Origin of the sequence: Thiorhodococcus drewsii AZ1, from assembly GCF_000224065.1 — a bacterium.
In the GTDB taxonomy this organism is placed as follows: Bacteria; Pseudomonadota; Gammaproteobacteria; order Chromatiales; family Chromatiaceae; genus Imhoffiella; species Imhoffiella drewsii.
Map to the genome: position 1 here is coordinate 22,095 of NZ_AFWT01000047.1, position 15,553 is coordinate 37,647.

A 15,553-nucleotide genomic window follows, 5' to 3' on the forward strand; every position below is an offset into this window, starting at 1 on the left:
GTGGTACCGAATCAGAACACTGTTTGCTTCCGCACCATGCATCTGGACGAGGACGTCCGTCATACGCTGGAGGCCTATCGGAGCATCGGCGGCTATACGCAGTGGGAACGCATCCTGCGCGAGCGACCGGACCCCAACGATCTGATCGAGGAGGTCAAGCTCTCCAATCTGCGCGGACGCGGTGGCGCCGGCTTCCCGACCGGGCTCAAGTGGAGCTTCATGCCGCGCACGGGACCGGGCCAGAAATATATCGTCTGCAACTCGGACGAAGGCGAGCCGGGAACCTGCAAGGATCGAGACATCCTGCGCTACAACCCGCATCAGTTGATCGAGGGCATGGCGATTGCCGGCTACTGCATCGGCGCGACCGTCGGTTACAACTACATCCGCGGCGAGTTCTACGAGCCCATCGCCCGCTTCGAGGGCGCCTTGCGCGAGGCCTACGCGGCCGGTCTGCTGGGCACGAACCTGCAGGACAGTGGGGTCGATTTCGACTGCTATTCCCACATGGGGGCCGGCGCCTATATCTGCGGTGAGGAGACCGCGCTGCTCGAATCCATTGAGGGCAAGAAGGGGCAGCCCAGATTCAAGCCGCCCTTCCCAGCGCAGTACGGACTCTATGGTTGCCCGACGACCATCAACAACACCGAATCGCTGGCCTCCGTTCCGGTCATCCTGGAGAAGGGCGGTCAGTGGTTCCTGGAGCTGGGCCGTCCCAACAACGGTGGGCTCAAACTGTTCTCGGTGTCCGGGCATGTGAATGCGCCGAACAACTTCGAGGTGCCCATGGGAATCCCGTTCCGGACGCTGTTGGAGATGTCCGGCGGAGTCAAGGACGGTAAGGCGCTCAAGGCCGTCATTCCAGGCGGCTCCTCGGTACCGGTGGTGCCGGGCGATTTGATGATGGATGTCGACATGGATTACGACTCCATCGCCAAGGCGGGCTCCATGCTGGGCTCGGGTGCCATCATCGTGATCGCGGAGGGAACCTGTATGGTCAAGGTGTTGCATAACTTGTCGCACTTCTACATGCACGAATCCTGCGGTCAGTGCACACCCTGCCGTGAAGGCACCGGCTGGTTGGCGCGGGTACTGCACCGCATGCTGGACGGAAAGGGGCGCCCCGAGGATTTGGAATTGCTGGAGAGCGTTGCCGGGCGGATCGGTGGTCGCACCATCTGTGCCTTGGGCGATGCTGCGGCCATGCCGGTGCAGAGCTTCCTGAAGCATTACCGGCACGAGTTTGCCTATCTGATCGAGCATGGTCGCCCCATGGCGGCTTAATTCGGCCCGATCGTTCTTTCCGCAGCCGGGCGCGTGAAGGCGTGGCGCCCGACTGGCTTAATTTGAAATCAGGCGGTATTCGCCGTGGCGGATGCAGCAGAACGCGTATGCGCCTGCCGATGATTCGTGACCGCCGGTCGGATTTCATGGGCGGCGTAACTGGTGCCGATCGAGAGACCTAAATGACGGACAAGATCACCATCGAGATCGATGGCCGCGAATGTGAAGCGGCGCCGGGAGAGATGATCATCGCGGTCGCGGACCGCGAGGGTATCTCGATCCCCCGGTTCTGCTATCACAAGAAGCTGTCCATTGCGGCCAACTGCCGGATGTGCCTGGTTGAGGCGGAGCAGGGCGGTCGGCCTTTCCCCAAGCCGATGCCGGCTTGCGCGACACCCGTCGGCAATGGCATGAAGGTTTGGACGCGTTCGCCCAAGGCCATCGAGGCTCAGCAGGGCACGATGGAGTTCCTGCTCATCAATCACCCTCTGGATTGCCCCATCTGCGACCAGGGCGGTGAATGCGAGCTGCAGGACGTCGCCATGGGCTATGGGGACGATGTCTCGCGCTACAGCGAGCGCAAACGCGTGGTTGTGGACGAGGACCTCGGACCGCTCATCGCCACCGAGATGACCCGCTGCATCCAGTGCACCCGCTGCGTGCGCTTCGCCGCCGAGGTCGCCGGTGCACGCGAACTCGGTGCGACCGGACGCGGCGAGGAGATGCGCATCGGCACCTTCATCGCCCATACGGTGACCCATGAACTCTCGGGCAATGTCATCGACCTCTGTCCGGTAGGGGCGCTGACCTCCAAGCCTTTTCTCTTCAGCGCGCGTGCCTGGGAATTGACTGGCGTCGACGGCATCGCCCCGCACGACGGTCTGGGCTCCAATCTCCGTCTCCATGTGCGCGGTGGCCAGGTGATGCGCGTTCATCCGCGCGACAACGAGGCCGTCAACGAGACCTGGATCTCCGATCGCGATCGCTTCAGCTATGCCGGACTCGCCTCCGACGATCGCCTGACCGCGCCTATGGTCAAGGAAGACGGTGTCTGGCGCGAGATTGGCTGGAGCGATGCCCTGGAGCTGGTGGCCAAGCGGCTCAAGGCTGCCGACCCCAAGAAAACGGGCTGGCTGGTCGCGCCGAACGCGACTCTGGAAGAGCTGTATCTCGCCCAGCGCATCGCGCGCGATCTGGGCTGCGCGAACATCGATCACCGTCTGCGTCAGCAGGATTTCCGTGGCGATGCAGCCGATCCACTGGTGCCGACTCTGGGGTTGCCGGTCGCCGAGCTGGAGACGCAGAAGGCCGTGCTGCTCATCGGCAGCGACCTGCGTCAGGAACAGCCGCTGTTGGCCCACCGTCTGCGCAAGGCCGCCTTGGCCGGTGGCCAGGTCTTCTGCGTCAATCCGCTCAAACTGGACCTGAATCATGCGGCTACGCAGATCGTCGGCACGCCGGCGGCCATGCTGGCCGATCTGGCTGCGATCGCGAAGTCGCTCGGTGCCCAAGGCGCCTCCGGTCTGAACGACCTGATCGGTGCGGCCGAGCCCACCGATGCGCATGCCGATGTGGCGGCCGCATTGAGTCAGGCCGGCGAGTCCGACGCACTGGTTTTGCTGGGCGCCTTGGCGACGACACATCCGGATTACAGCATCCTCAAGGCGCTGACCCATGCGATCGCCGAGGCCGCCACCTGTCGTGTCGGCTATCTGCCGGCGGCGGCCAATAGCGTCGGCGCCTATCTGGCCGGCGCCCACCCAGCACGCTTGGCTGGCGCCAAGTCGGCCGAGACCTCCGGTCTCGCGCTGGACGGGATGCTGGCCAATCCGCCCAAGACGCTGGTCCTCTGGGGATTCGAGCCGGGTCTCGATCTCATCGATCCGGCGGCGGCCAGCGCCGCATTCGCGTCGACGGACTTCCTGGTGGCCTGCTCTGCCTTCCGTAGCGCGTCGCTGGAGTCCGTGGCCGACGTCCTGCTGCCTATCGGCGCCTTTGCTGAGACCTCGGGCAGCTTCGTGAACGCCAACGGGACCTGGCAGCGCTTCCAGGGCGCGGTTGCGCCTCCCGGCGAGGCGCGTCCCGGCTGGAAGGTGCTGCGCGTGCTCGGCAATCTGCTCGATCTCAAGGGCTACGACTATCGCGACGGAGCCCAGGTCCGCGACGAATTGGCCGCGCTGTGCGACGAGCCGCCGTTGGACAACCGTCTCCAAGGTGCGTTCGAGGTTGGCACTCCGTCCGAGTCGAGCGCCCTGACCCGCATCGGCACGGTTCCTATCTATGCACTGGATCCCCTGGTGCGCCGAGCGCCTGCTCTGCGCCAGATGCCGATGCCGGGCGCCGAGTTCGCCGTCTATCTGCATCCCGATCAGGCGGCGGCCGAAGGGCTCGCGGCCGGAGATCGGGTCCGGGTGACACAGTCCGGTGCGGGTATCGAGGCGCATCTGGTGCTGGACGACCACATCCCCATGGGGTGCGCACGGATTCCGGCGGCCGTCGCCGGCAGCGAGGAACTGGGGGCTCAAATGGGTCCTGTCAGTCTCGAAAGCATGATCTAGGGCCACTGGCGAGGATGAGGCATTGATGATCGAACTTTGGAATGCGCTGCCGGTGGTGATCCAGATCTTGCTGAAGATCACCGCCATCCTGCTGCCCCTGCTGGCGTTGGTGGCCTATTACACCTATGCCGAACGCAAGGTGATCGGCTATATGCAGATTCGCGTCGGGCCGAACCGCGTTGGTTGGCGCGGGCTCCTGCAGCCTATCGCCGATGCGGTGAAGCTGATGATGAAGGAGATCGTCATCCCCACCAAGGCGGATAAGACGCTCTTTCTCATGGCGCCCATGATCGCCATCGCGCCGGCTATGGCCGCTTGGGCCGTTTTCCCCTTCGATGAGGGGCTGGTCCTGTCCGACATCAACGCCGGGCTGCTGTATGTCTTGGCGCTGAGCTCGCTCGGAGTCTACGGGATCATCATCGCCGGCTGGGCTTCGAATTCACGCTACGCCCTCCTGGGCTCCATGCGTTCTGCGGCTCAGATCGTCTCCTACGAGATCGCCATGGGTTTCGCCCTGGTCGGGGTGCTGGTGGCCGCCGGCAGTCTCAATCTGGGTGACATCGTCGATGCCCAGCGCGGTAGCGCGCTCACCTGGTTCTGGCTGCCGCTGCTCCCGCTGTTCGGGGTCTATCTGATCTCGGGCGTGGCCGAGACCAATCGCGCACCCTTCGACGTTGCCGAGGGCGAGTCCGAAATCGTGGCCGGCTTCCATGTCGAATATTCGGGGATGGGCTTCGCGGTCTTCTTCCTGGCGGAATACGCCAACATGATCCTCATCTCGGCCCTGACGGCCCTGCTGTTCATGGGGGGCTGGCTCTCGCCGCTGCCGCACGCCTGGGTCGAGGGCACCTGGTTGCTCGACGACGGTTTCCATTGGCTGCTGCTCAAGACCTTCTTTTTCATGTTTCTCTTTCTCTGGCTGCGGGCGACCTTTCCCCGCTACCGCTATGACCAGATCATGCGCCTGGGTTGGAAGGTCTTCATCCCGATCACGATCGTCTGGATCCTGGTCGTGGCGCTCGCGGTGGTCTATCGACTGCCGCCCTGGTGGTCGGCTTGATCGGGAGACATTAGGATGCTGAAAACCGCACGCGATTATCTCCAAAGCCTGCTGCTGCTGGAGCTGTTCAAGGGGCTGCGCCTGACCGGAGGCTATTTCTTCAGTCGCAAGTTCACCGTTCAATATCCGGAAGAAAAGGCGCCCATCTCGCCGCGCTTCCGCGGTCTGCACGCCTTGCGCCGCTATCCGAACGGAGAGGAGCGCTGCATTGCCTGCAAGCTCTGCGAGGCCGTCTGTCCGGCGTTGGCGATTACCATCGAGGCCGAGCCGCGCGAGGACGGATCGCGCCGCACGACGCGCTATGACATCGACCTCTTCAAGTGCATCTACTGCGGATTCTGCGAGGAATCCTGCCCGGTCGATTCGATCGTCGAGACGGGGGTCTACGAATATCACTTCGAGAATCGCGGCGAGAACATCATGACCAAGGACAAGCTCCTGGCGATCGGCGACAAGTACGAGGCCGATATCGCCGCAGCCCGCGCGGCCGACGCGCCCTATCGCTAATCGGGACGAATCATGGGCTTTGAATCATTTCTCTTCTACGTCTTCGCGCTCGTCACACTCTGGGCTGCGGGGATGGTCATCACCCGGCGCAATCCGGTGCATGCCGTGCTGTTCCTGGTCCTGGCGTTCTTCAGCAGCGCGGCGCTCTGGCTGTTGCTGGAGGCCGAGTTCCTCGGCATCGTGCTGGTGCTGGTCTATGTCGGCGCCGTGATGGTGCTCTTCCTGTTCGTCGTCATGATGCTGGACATCGACATCGCCGCACTACGCGCCGGATTCATCCGTGCACTGCCACTGGGGTTGATCGTCGCTGGCGTGATGGCGGTCGAGATCTTCCTGGTCGTGGGGCCGGCGAACTTTGGCCTTTCGGTCTTTCCGGCGCCCGAGGCGGCTGCGGCCGATGCCTCCAACGCGCGGGATCTGGGACTGCTGCTCTACACCGTCTACGTCTATCCGGTCGAGATCGCCGCCGTGATCCTGCTGGTCGCGATCATCGCCGCCATTCATCTGGCATTGCGTCGTCGGCCCGACAACAAGTCGGTCGATCCGGCGCGCCAGGTGCGGGTGAAGAGGGGATCGGACCGGGTGCGTTTGGTCAAGATGGCCCCGGAGGCTCGCGAATCCTTCGTCCGGGTCGCCACCACCGAAAAGAGGGAGAACCCATGATCGCGCTGTCCGACTATCTCATTCTCGGTGGTCTGCTGTTCTCGATCTCGGTCGCGGGAATCTTTCTGAACCGCAAGAACGTCATCCTGCTGCTCATGTGTATCGAGTTGATGCTGCTTGCGGTCAACATGAACTTCGTCGCCTTCTCCCATTACCTCGGAGACATGACTGGGCAGGTATTCGTCTTCTTCATTCTGACGGTTGCCGCCGCCGAGGCCGCGATCGGCCTGGCCATCCTGGTGGTTTTGTTCCGCAACCGTCGGACCATCAACGTCGAGGATCTCGATGCCCTCAAGGGCTAGGGTCACGAACGTCGTAACATGAGCGAATAGAGCGAACGAATGGAAAACGTCTACCTGACCATTGTGCTCGCGCCGCTTCTCGGCGCCATTGTCGCCGGGTTCTTCGGCGGCAGGATCGGCCGTCGTGGCGCGCATACGGTGACCATCGCCGGTGTGGCGGTCTCAGCTGCACTCTCGCTGTGGGTGCTGGCGGGCTTCATCTGGGGAGACCAGGCGGTCTTCAATGGTCCCGTCTATACCTGGATGGTCTCGGACGGGATGCATTTCGAGGTCGGTTTCCTGATCGACAAGCTGACCGCGCTGATGATGGCGACGGTCACCTTCGTCTCGCTCATGGTGCATATCTACACCATCGGCTACATGGCCGACGACGAGCACAACTGGCCGCATGGCGCCCTCTCGGGTAGGAACAGCTATCAGCGCTTCTTCAGCTATATCTCGCTGTTCACCTTCTCCATGCTGATGCTGGTGATGTCGAACAACTTCATGCAGCTGTTCTTCGGCTGGGAGGCGGTCGGTCTGGTCTCCTATCTGCTGATCGGCTTCTGGTCGACCCGCGAGAGCGCCATCTTCGCCAACCTCAAGGCGTTCCTGGTCAATCGTGTCGGCGACTTCGGCTTCATCCTCGGCATTGCCGCCGTCGGCATGTATTTCGGCTCCATGGACTATGCCGAGGTGTTCTCCAAGGCGCCCGAGCACGCCGAGACCCAGATCGACGTCTTCGGCGGCGTCTCGCTCATGACGCTCATCTGTATCCTGCTGTTCATCGGTGCCATGGGTAAGTCGGCGCAGGTTCCGCTGCACGTCTGGCTGCCGGACTCGATGGAGGGTCCGACGCCCATCTCGGCCCTGATCCATGCAGCGACCATGGTCACCGCCGGTGTCTTCATGGTGGCGCGCATGTCGCCGCTCTACGAACTGTCCGAGGCCGCGCTGAGCTTCGTGCTCATCATCGGCGCCACGACCGCCTTCTTCATGGGCCTGATCGGTCTGGTGCAGAACGACATCAAGCGCGTGGTCGCCTATTCGACTCTGTCCCAGCTCGGCTACATGGTCACCGCGCTCGGTGCCTCGGCCTATGCGGCCGGCATCTTCCATCTGATGACCCACGCCTTCTTCAAGGCGCTGCTGTTCCTTGCAGCTGGCTCGGTGATTATCGCCATGCATCACAAGCAGGACATTGGCCAGATGGGCGGGCTGCGCAAATACATGCCCATCACCTGGGTCACGGCCTTGCTGGGTTCGCTGGCGCTGATCGGCTTTCCAGGCTTCTCGGGCTTCTTCTCCAAGGACGCCATCATCGAGGCGGTCGGTGCCTCGCATCTGTTCGGCTCCGGATATGCCTGGGTGCTGTTGACGCTCGGCGTCTTCGTCACCGCGCTCTACAGCTTCCGCATGTATTTCCTCGTCTTCCACGGCAAGGAGCGGATGGACGAGCACACCAAGCACCATCTGCACGAGACGCCCTGGGTCGTCACCTTGCCGCTGATGCTGCTGGCCATTCCTTCGGTCTTCATCGGCTGGTTCACCATTGAGCCGCTGCTGGTGAGCGACTGGTTCGCCTCGGGCGACTGGAATCCGATCCAGGTCGCGCATGCCCACGATACCCTGCACCACCTGCGCGAGCACTGGCATGGCCAGGCGGCCTTCGTGCAGCACGGTCTGACGGGCCTGCCCTTCTATCTGTCCATGGCCGGGCTGGCGCTGGCGGCCTTCGTGTGGTGGCTGCTGTTCGCCCGCAATCCGAAGCTCGACGAGCAGATTCAGGCGGCTGGCGGTCCAGTCACTCGCGTCCTGCAAGACAAATACGGCTTCGATGACTTCAATCAGCGGGTCTTCGCCGGCGGCGGACGCAGTCTGGGTCGTGCGCTCTGGCAAAAGGGCGATCGGGCTCTGATCGACGGTGCCATCGTCAATGGCTCGGCGCGTACGGTTGGTCGGCTCGCACTGCGGGCGCGGCACCTGCAGACCGGCTATCTCTATCACTATGCGATTGCGATGATCGTCGGGCTGGTCGGCCTGATGACGATCTTCGTAACCTTCTGACGTCGAAGGGAGAAGACTCCGCATGAACGAATTCCCCCTGCTGACGCTGACCATCTGGCTGCCCATCATCGGCGGTCTGGTGGTCCTGGCGAATGGCGAGAAATCCAGAGACATTGCCCGCTGGACGGCCTTAGCCTTTGCCTGTGTCACCTTTCTGGTGAGTCTCGGTCTCTGGATCGGATTCGACGCCTCGACGGCACAGATGCAGTTCGTCGAGCGCACGCCCTGGATTCCGACCTTCAACGTCGAGTATTTTCTGGGCGTCGACGGTATCTCCATGCCCCTGATCGTGCTGACCACCTTCATCACCATCTTCGTGGTGATCGCGGGCTGGGAGGTCATCGCCTACAAGCAGAACCAGTATCTGGCCGCCTTCCTCATCATGGAGGGCGTCATGGTGGGTGTCTTCTCGGCCCTGGACGCGGTGCTCTTCTACGTCTTCTGGGAGGCGATGCTGATCCCGATGTTCATCATCATCGGGGTCTGGGGCGGGCCGAACCGGGTTTACGCGACCATCAAGTTCTTCCTCTACACCTTCTTCGGCTCGGTCTTCATGCTGATCGCGCTGATCTATATGTATTTCCAGTCGGGCAGCTTCAGCATCCTGGACTTCCAGTCGCTGCAGCTCGGCATGACGGCGCAGATCCTCATCTTCATCGCGTTCCTGATGGCCTTCGCGGTCAAGGTGCCCATGTTCCCGGTGCACACCTGGCTGCCGGACGCGCACGTCGAGGCGCCCACCGGCGGCTCGGTGATCCTGGCGGCCATCATGCTGAAGATCGGCGGCTATGGCTTCCTGCGCTTCTCGCTGCCGATCACCCCGGATGCCAGCGCGTCGTTGGACTGGCTGATCATCGCCCTGTCCCTGATCGCTATCGTCTACATCGGTTTCGTGGCGCTGGTCCAGCAGGACATGAAGAAGCTGATCGCCTATTCCTCGATCGCCCACATGGGCTTCGTGACCCTCGGCTTCTTCGTCGTTTTCACGATCCTGGCCAACCCCGCTGTCTCAAGCGGCTCGGTCATGGGGATCGAGGGCGGCATGGTGCAGATGATCTCGCACGGCTTCATCTCGGGCGCGCTCTTCCTCTGTGTCGGCGTGCTCTACGATCGTGTCCATTCGCGCGAGATCGCCGACTACGGTGGCGTCATCAACACCATGCCCTGGTTCGGCGCCTTCATGGTCTACTTCGCCATGGCCAATGCCGGACTGCCCGGAACCTCGGGCTTCGTCGGCGAGTTCATGGTCATCCTGGCGACCTTCCGGGCGGATTTCTGGTGGTCCTTCCTGGCTGCCACGCCCCTGATTCTGGCCGCCGCCTTCACGCTCTGGATGGTCAAGCGCGTGGTCTTCGGCGAGGTCAAGAACGAAAAGGTCGCCGCACTGGCGGATCTGGATATCCGCGAACGCATCAATCTGGGCGTGCTGGCCGCTGCCGTGCTGGCATTGGGTCTGTGGCCCGCGCCGCTGATGAACGTCATGCATGCCACGGTCGAGAACCTGGTGGCCCAGGTCAGTGTTTGTAAACTGCCCGAGGCCGAGCGCGGCGAGTGTCTGCTGGCGCGGCCCGAGTCGGTCGCCGTAGCCGCTCCCTGAGGGGCGGAATAGACAAGATGAACTGGATGTCTCGGGATCGATGGAAAGGTGCGCGAGGCGATGTCTAGGTTGATGTCGCTCGCCAGGTCGCTAGCGGGGAATTCGGGTGCTGCGTGTCTCCCGAGCGCGCATCCTTCGGGTTCTGTCGCATCCTGTTAATCCCGTTTATTTACAACAAGTCAAGGATTCGGCTGGAGCTGCCGAAGCCGCATCTAGAGCTTGGAATCGACTATGCCATTCGACGCCGCCAATCTACTGCCCGTCCTGCCCGAGATCGCCGTCCTCGTGACCGCGTGTCTGGTGTTGGTTCTGGACCTCTTTCTCAAGGAGCGGGACAAGGGGCTGAATCACAGCCTGTCGCTCTTGGGGCTTGTGGTCGCCTTGCTCCTGACCGGCGCCGTCGGTGGCGGTGAGCCCGAGCGTCTGTTCGACGGCAATCTGGTCCGCGATGCCATGAGCGATCTGCTCAAGGGCGCGATCCTTATCGTCAGCATGCTGGCCTTCGTCTATGCGCGTCCCTGGCTCAAGGATCGCGGCATGCTGTCCAGCGAGTTCTATGCGCTCGGGCTGCTCGCCATTCTCGGCATGCTGGTCATGGTGTCCGCCAACAGCTTCCTCACACTCTATCTGGGTCTTGAGCTTCAGGCCCTGGCGCTCTATGCCCTGGTCGCCTTCGAGCGCGACTCGCTGCGCGGGGCCGAGGCGGCGATGAAGTATTTCGTGCTCGGCGCTCTGGGCTCGGGCATGCTGCTCTACGGCGTCTCCATGATCTACGGGGCGACCGGCACGATCGAACTGGGTCCGGTCGCTCAGGCCATCGCCGAGCAGGGCATGTCGAACAAGGTGCTCGTGTTCGGTGTTGTCTTCCTGGTCATCGGTATCGGTTTCAAGTTCGGCGCCGTGCCCTTCCATATGTGGGTGCCGGACATCTATGAGGGCGCGCCGACACCGGCCGTGCTGATCCTGGGCAGCGCGCCCAAGATTGCGGCCTTCGCGCTGGCGGTGCGCATGCTGGTCGACGCCATGCAGGGGCTGCACTCGGATTGGCAGGACATGCTGGTCATCCTCTCGGTGCTGTCGCTCGGACTCGGCAATCTGGTCGCCATCGCCCAGTCGAACATCAAACGCATGCTCGCCTACTCGACCATCTCGCATGTGGGCTTCATCTTTCTGGGTCTGCTGGCGGGCTCGGATCAGGGCAACGCTGCCGCGATGTTTTACTCCATCGTCTACGCGGTCATGTCGGCTGGTGCCTTCGGCATTCTGATCATCCTGAGCCGGAACGGCTTCGACGCCGAGCGTCTGGAGGATCTCAAGGGTCTGAATGATCGCGATTCCTGGTACGCGGCGATGATGGCACTCGTCATGTTCTCCATGGCCGGTGTTCCGCCGACGGTCGGATTCATGGCCAAGCTGCTGGTGCTGGAGGCCGTGGTGCGGATCGATATGGTCTGGCTGGCCCTGGTCGCGGTCTTCTTCTCCATCATCGGCGCCTTCTACTATCTGCGGGTCGTGAAGTTCATCTACTTCGATAAGCCCGCCGAGAACGCGCCGGCGCTCGTGACAACCAGTGGCGTGCGTGTGGCCATGAGCCTCAACGGTCTCGCGTTGCTGGCGCTGGGGCTCTTCCCGGCGGCACTGTTGACGTTGTGTCAGTCCGCCTTCGTCTGATTCGGTCGATGGAATCGGGGTGGGTCGGATGAGCGCATCGGCGCCGATTCGTCACATCCCAACGCGCTTCCCCTCGGGACCCTCGTGGGTCCCGATCGCCCCCTTGGTTGTGTCCCGATGGTCGCGCAAGCTACCATGGGAGCTTGCCCCTTTTTGTCTTCGTTAGTGGAGTTCGAGCATGTTTCGCGGCAGCATCGTTGCGCTTATAACGCCTATGCACCCGGATGGAGGTGTCGATGACGCGTGCCTGAAACGTCTCGTCGATTTCCACATTGCGGAAGGGACCGCCGCGATCGTCGCCGTTGGTACGACCGGCGAGTCGGCGACCCTGGATGAAGAGGAGCATTGCTCCGTCATCGCCCGCACGGTTGAGTTCGCCGCCGGTCGCGTTCCGGTCATTGCCGGAACCGGGGCCAATTCGACCACCGAGGCCATCACCCTGACGCGTTGCGCCAAGGAGGCCGGGGCCGATGCCGCGCTCTTGGTTACCCCCTATTACAACAAGCCCACGCAGGAAGGACTCTATCTGCATCACAAGGCTGTGGCCGAGGCCGTGGACATTCCGCAGATTCTCTACAATGTCCCGGGTCGTACCGCCTGCGATATGCAGCCCGAAACGGTCATTCTGCTGTCTCGGGTCGACAATATCATCGGGGTCAAGGAGGCCTCGGGCGATCTGGCTCGGGTGGCGCGTCTGCGCGAGGGGTGCGGCGATGGTTTCGCCCTCTACAGCGGCGACGATGCGACCGGCTGCGAGTTCATCTTGCAGGGCGGCGACGGGGTTATCTCGGTGACCGCGAATGTCGCGCCACGCAAGATGCAGGCGATGTGCGAGGCGGCACTTGCTGGCGATCGCGCTGGAGCCGAGCAGGTCAATCGGGATCTGGATCCACTGCATCATGAACTCTTCGTACAATCCAATCCCATTCCCGTCAAATGGGCCGCCGCCGAGATGGGGCTCTGTCCGAGCGGCATCCGTCTGCCCTTGACCTGGCTTTCCGAGGAATACCATGCCCGTGTCCGCCATGCGATGGAGCGGGCGGGCCTCTGTTGAGGCCGCCCCTTCGATCGGGAGCTTTCCAGAATGATCAATTCGAATGAGAGGTCCCTTGCCGTGAGGCCCGATTCAAGATTCGTTGGTGCGCTGGCCATTCTCTTTTTGGTGTCGCTGTTCCAGGGGTGCTCGACCGGCCTCAAAGATGCGGTTCCCGATCAGCGTCTCGTCTATAAGAAGCAGCGCGAGGCCACAGAGAATCTTGAAGTTCCTCCGGACCTCACGTCCGGCACCTTCGATGACGCACTGGATATCCCCGGCAGCGCGGGCGCGCCGACCACCTTCTCGGAATATGCAGGTGGTCGCGCGCACCGCCGTCAGGTCGCTTCCAGCGGCGACGTGCTGCCGACGACTCAGAACGTCGAGCTGGAGCGTAGCGGCAACGAACGTTGGCTTCAGGTTCAGGGTTCGCCGGGACAGGTCTGGCCGCAGGTCGTCGCCTTCTGGCGTAAGCAGGGCATTCTGCTGGTCGAGCAGGATCCGGCGGTCGGCATCATGCGCACCGACTGGCTCGATAACCGCGCCGAAATCCGCAAGGATTTCATCACCCGCATGATGAGCAAGGTGGTCGAGGGGGTCTATTCGACCTCGACCCGCGACCAGTACAGCCTACGCATCGAAGAAGGGACCAAACCGGGAACCACCGATATCCATCTCTCGCATCGCGGAATGTCCGAGAAGCTGGTGACCGACGCTATCGGCGATGGCAGCCGCACCATTTGGGAACCGAGCGGAACCGACACCGAGAAGGAGGCCGAGATGCTGCGGCGTCTGATGGTCTTCCTGGGCGCGCCTCAGAGCGCGGCGTCCAAGGTGTCCTCGTCGGGACCGGCATCCCAGCCGTCCCTGGCTCGCTTGGCTAACGAGGGTGGGTTGCCCGTGCTCATCGTTTCTCAAGAGTTCCGTCGTGCCTGGCGTCTGACCGGAACGGCGCTCGATCGAGCCGGCTTCGCGGTCGAGGATCGCGATCAGACGGGCGGCCTCTATTACGTCCGTTACGGTGGAGAAGATGCCGCTGCGCCGATGGTCGGTGAGGAAGACAAGCCCGGTTTCTTCTCTCGCATGGCCTTCTGGCGCAAAAAAGACAAGGGCCTCGACGAGGTGCGTCAATATCAGATCAAGGTCGCGGGCAATGACAGCGAGTCGCATGTGACCGTGCTCGACGACAAGGGCAAGCCGGCCAACTCCGAGGCCGCGAGTCGCATTCTGACGCTGCTTCAGCCACGGCTGCGCTGATTCCCTGCGGAGCCGTGTCGGTCGGGCGCGGCTCCCCATCCTCCGAGGCGTGAGGAACCCTCCAACCCACACGGAGTTCCACTGCGAATGCCGCTCTCCTCCGAATTCTCGCCGGTTATCGCCCAGCAGTTGATGCACCGCTCGATCCGGGCCTTCACGTCAGAGTCCATCCCCTCCAGAACGCTCGACCTTCTGATCCAGGCCGGTCAGTCGGCGGCCTCGTCCAATTTCATTCAGGCCTATTCGGTGATTCGGGTAACCCGACCCGAGACGCGTTCTGCCGTGGCGACGCTCGCCGGTGGACAGCACTGGATCGAGCGGGCGGCCGAGTTCCTGGTTTTTTGCGCCGATCTCAGACGCGCGGACGCCGCCTGTCGAGCCCATGAATTGGGTGAAATCGAGGGCTATTCCGAGCATGGTCTGACGGCGGTCATCGATACCGCGCTCATGGCCCAGAATCTTCTGCTCGCCGCCGAGTCCCTGGGGTTGGGCGGCGTCTTCATCGGGGCCATCCGCAACGATCCGGCGCGGGTCGCCGAATTGCTGGAGTTGCCCGAATTGGTCACGCCGCTGTTCGGTCTCTGTCTCGGTTGGCCGGCAGACGACCCGCAGGTCAAGCCGCGTCTACCGTACGAAGTGGTGCTTCACCAGGACGTCTATCGGGATCCATCCCCTCGAACACTGGCCGACTACGACGCACGGATGGCCGACTATTATGCCGCGCGCTCGACCAATCGCCGATCGGGTGACTGGTCCAGCACCACCGCCGGAGCCCTTCAGGGCAAGAAGCGCGAGGGACTGCTGGAGTTCATGCGGCTGCGTGGATTCTTTCGGTGCTGATTTCGATATCTAGAGTTCAAACCCCCGCCTTTCAGGCGGGCAGATTTCATCTTCAGCCCTCTCGCTGCTACGGTTGATCCTGGCCCCTGGAGCAACGAGCGGAGAGAGGATGGATTATCGCTACGGTAGCCACACGGTTTTCCGGATTGAGTACCACTTTGTCCGGGTTACCAAGTATCGCTACAAAGTGCTGAGAGGGGACGTAGGGGAGAGGGTTCGCGAATTGGTGCGACAGACCTGCGATGCATTCGAGATCCGAATCCTCAAGGGTGTCGTGAGTGCGGACCATATCCACATACTCGTCTCCGCTCCGCCGGAGATGGCGCCGAGCGAGATCATGCGCAGGATCAAGGGGCGAACGGCCAGCAAGCTCTTCGAGGAATTTCCGGCGCTGAAGAAGCGCTACTGGGGGCGGCACTTTTGGGCGCGTGGATACTTTTGTGCCACCGTTGGCGAGCTGAGCGAGGAGATGATAAAACAGTACCTGGAGCATCATTTTGAGCCGGACCCAGCGGCTGAATTTCGAGTGGAGCCCTAGACGCGTCGTTCAGTCGACGCGTATCCGGACTTTCAGTCCGTTACTCAAACCCACCGGCTTTTAGCCGGTGGTTGTTTAGTTCGATATCTAGGGTTCAAACCCCCGCCTTTCAGGCGGGCAGATTTCATCTTCAGCCCTCTCGCTGCTACGGTTGATCCTGGCCCCTGGACGCAACGAGCGGAGAGAGGATGGATTAT

13 protein-coding genes are annotated in these 15,553 nt (G+C 62.4%); all 13 read left to right on the plus strand.

Annotation, left to right across the window (positions count from 1 at the left end):
• The 13 genes from nuoF (at position 1) to tnpA (ending at position 15,356) form a co-directional block, all read left to right on the plus strand.
• Positions 1-1,284, plus strand: coding sequence for an NADH-quinone oxidoreductase subunit NuoF (gene nuoF / locus THIDRDRAFT_RS20485; RefSeq protein WP_007042828.1), 1,284 nt, complete (start codon positions 1-3; stop codon positions 1,282-1,284).
• 182 nt (positions 1,285-1,466) lie between these two features.
• On the plus strand, positions 1,467-3,842 hold the full coding sequence (gene nuoG / locus THIDRDRAFT_RS20490) for an NADH-quinone oxidoreductase subunit NuoG (RefSeq protein WP_007042829.1): 2,376 nt from the start codon (positions 1,467-1,469) through the stop codon (positions 3,840-3,842).
• Positions 3,843-3,867: 25 nt separating this feature from the next.
• Complete coding sequence (gene nuoH / locus THIDRDRAFT_RS20495) at positions 3,868-4,902, plus strand: NADH-quinone oxidoreductase subunit NuoH (protein ID WP_007042830.1); 1,035 nt, start codon at positions 3,868-3,870, stop codon at positions 4,900-4,902.
• Between the two features lie 15 nt (positions 4,903-4,917).
• On the plus strand, positions 4,918-5,409 hold the full coding sequence (gene nuoI / locus THIDRDRAFT_RS20500) for an NADH-quinone oxidoreductase subunit NuoI (RefSeq protein WP_007042831.1): 492 nt from the start codon (positions 4,918-4,920) through the stop codon (positions 5,407-5,409).
• Between the two features lie 12 nt (positions 5,410-5,421).
• The gene (locus THIDRDRAFT_RS20505; RefSeq protein ID WP_007042832.1) at positions 5,422-6,072 is read left to right on the plus strand and encodes an NADH-quinone oxidoreductase subunit J; all 651 of its coding nucleotides are present in this window, start codon (positions 5,422-5,424) and stop codon (positions 6,070-6,072) included.
• The gene (gene nuoK / locus THIDRDRAFT_RS20510) at positions 6,069-6,374 is read left to right on the plus strand and encodes an NADH-quinone oxidoreductase subunit NuoK (protein WP_007042833.1); all 306 of its coding nucleotides are present in this window, start codon (positions 6,069-6,071) and stop codon (positions 6,372-6,374) included. Before THIDRDRAFT_RS20505 ends, nuoK begins: the two co-directional genes overlap by 4 nt.
• A gap of 39 nt (positions 6,375-6,413) precedes the next feature.
• Complete coding sequence (gene nuoL / locus THIDRDRAFT_RS20515; RefSeq protein WP_007042834.1) at positions 6,414-8,420, plus strand: NADH-quinone oxidoreductase subunit L; 2,007 nt, start codon at positions 6,414-6,416, stop codon at positions 8,418-8,420.
• A gap of 22 nt (positions 8,421-8,442) precedes the next feature.
• Positions 8,443-10,017: an NADH-quinone oxidoreductase subunit M gene (locus THIDRDRAFT_RS20520; protein WP_007042835.1), complete on the plus strand. Its 1,575-nt coding sequence runs from the start codon at positions 8,443-8,445 to the stop codon at positions 10,015-10,017.
• A 231-nt stretch (positions 10,018-10,248) separates the two neighbouring features.
• On the plus strand, positions 10,249-11,688 hold the full coding sequence (gene nuoN / locus THIDRDRAFT_RS20525) for an NADH-quinone oxidoreductase subunit NuoN (protein ID WP_007042836.1): 1,440 nt from the start codon (positions 10,249-10,251) through the stop codon (positions 11,686-11,688).
• Positions 11,689-11,866: 178 nt separating this feature from the next.
• On the plus strand, positions 11,867-12,742 hold the full coding sequence (dapA, locus tag THIDRDRAFT_RS20530) for a 4-hydroxy-tetrahydrodipicolinate synthase (RefSeq protein WP_007042837.1): 876 nt from the start codon (positions 11,867-11,869) through the stop codon (positions 12,740-12,742).
• 60 nt (positions 12,743-12,802) lie between these two features.
• Positions 12,803-13,978 carry an outer membrane protein assembly factor BamC gene (bamC, locus tag THIDRDRAFT_RS20535; protein WP_245535907.1) on the plus strand — a complete coding sequence of 392 codons (1,176 nt, stop codon included), beginning with the start codon at positions 12,803-12,805 and terminating at the stop codon, positions 13,976-13,978.
• A gap of 87 nt (positions 13,979-14,065) precedes the next feature.
• Positions 14,066-14,818 (plus strand): oxygen-insensitive NADPH nitroreductase, encoded by a 753-nt coding sequence (gene nfsA / locus THIDRDRAFT_RS20540; RefSeq protein WP_007042839.1) that lies wholly within the window; start codon positions 14,066-14,068, stop codon positions 14,816-14,818.
• A gap of 109 nt (positions 14,819-14,927) precedes the next feature.
• Entirely contained in the window at positions 14,928-15,356 is a 429-nt protein-coding gene (tnpA, locus tag THIDRDRAFT_RS20545; protein WP_007042840.1) for an IS200/IS605 family transposase, read from the plus strand.
• Positions 15,357-15,553: the final 197 nt, after the last annotated feature.

Excerpts from the sequence above, each read along its gene's own strand:
- nuoG (WP_007042829.1), top strand. The coding sequence starts at position 1,467 with ATGACGGACAAGATCACCATCGAGATCGATGGCCGCGAATGTGAAGCG.
- nuoH (WP_007042830.1), top strand. The coding sequence starts at position 3,868 with ATGATCGAACTTTGGAATGCGCTGCCGGTGGTGATCCAGATCTTGCTG.
- nuoI (WP_007042831.1), top strand. The coding sequence starts at position 4,918 with ATGCTGAAAACCGCACGCGATTATCTCCAAAGCCTGCTGCTGCTGGAG.
- THIDRDRAFT_RS20505 (WP_007042832.1), top strand. The coding sequence starts at position 5,422 with ATGGGCTTTGAATCATTTCTCTTCTACGTCTTCGCGCTCGTCACACTC.
- nuoK (WP_007042833.1), top strand. The coding sequence starts at position 6,069 with ATGATCGCGCTGTCCGACTATCTCATTCTCGGTGGTCTGCTGTTCTCG.
- nuoL (WP_007042834.1), top strand. The coding sequence starts at position 6,414 with ATGGAAAACGTCTACCTGACCATTGTGCTCGCGCCGCTTCTCGGCGCC.
- THIDRDRAFT_RS20520 (WP_007042835.1), top strand. The coding sequence starts at position 8,443 with ATGAACGAATTCCCCCTGCTGACGCTGACCATCTGGCTGCCCATCATC.
- nuoN (WP_007042836.1), top strand. The coding sequence starts at position 10,249 with ATGCCATTCGACGCCGCCAATCTACTGCCCGTCCTGCCCGAGATCGCC.
- dapA (WP_007042837.1), top strand. The coding sequence starts at position 11,867 with ATGTTTCGCGGCAGCATCGTTGCGCTTATAACGCCTATGCACCCGGAT.
- nfsA (WP_007042839.1), top strand. The coding sequence starts at position 14,066 with ATGCCGCTCTCCTCCGAATTCTCGCCGGTTATCGCCCAGCAGTTGATG.
- tnpA (WP_007042840.1), top strand. The coding sequence starts at position 14,928 with ATGGATTATCGCTACGGTAGCCACACGGTTTTCCGGATTGAGTACCAC.